1 protein-coding gene is annotated in these 229 nt (G+C 58.1%); it reads right to left on the bottom strand.

The genetic code is table 11. The features are described from left to right. On the bottom strand, positions 1-229 hold a 229-nt coding region (locus tag SB679_RS26595; protein WP_410705459.1), incomplete at both ends, for a hypothetical protein.

The following is a 229-nucleotide window of genomic DNA, read 5'->3' as shown; positions in this document are numbered from 1 at the left end:
AAATGCCAGTCATTCATCGTCTCAGGCACCGGCAAGTGGCCCGAGAGGCCGAGGATCAGCTTCTCATTGCCCTGCGTTGCCTTCTGGTGGTGGAAGACACCATGTGACTGCGGCGTCAGCGGCGCATCATGGACGCTCTCTTCCAGAGTTGCCCAGTTCGGCGGCGCCTGCCAGCCGAATTCGGAACAGAAACGCGGAATGTAATTCCTGTAGACTTCCCAGCCAACAT

This window comes from Chryseobacterium sp. SIMBA_029 (genome assembly GCF_046535275.1).
Classification (GTDB): domain Bacteria; phylum Bacteroidota; class Bacteroidia; order Flavobacteriales; family Weeksellaceae; genus Chryseobacterium.
This window is presented reverse-complemented; position numbering and strand designations above follow the sequence as displayed.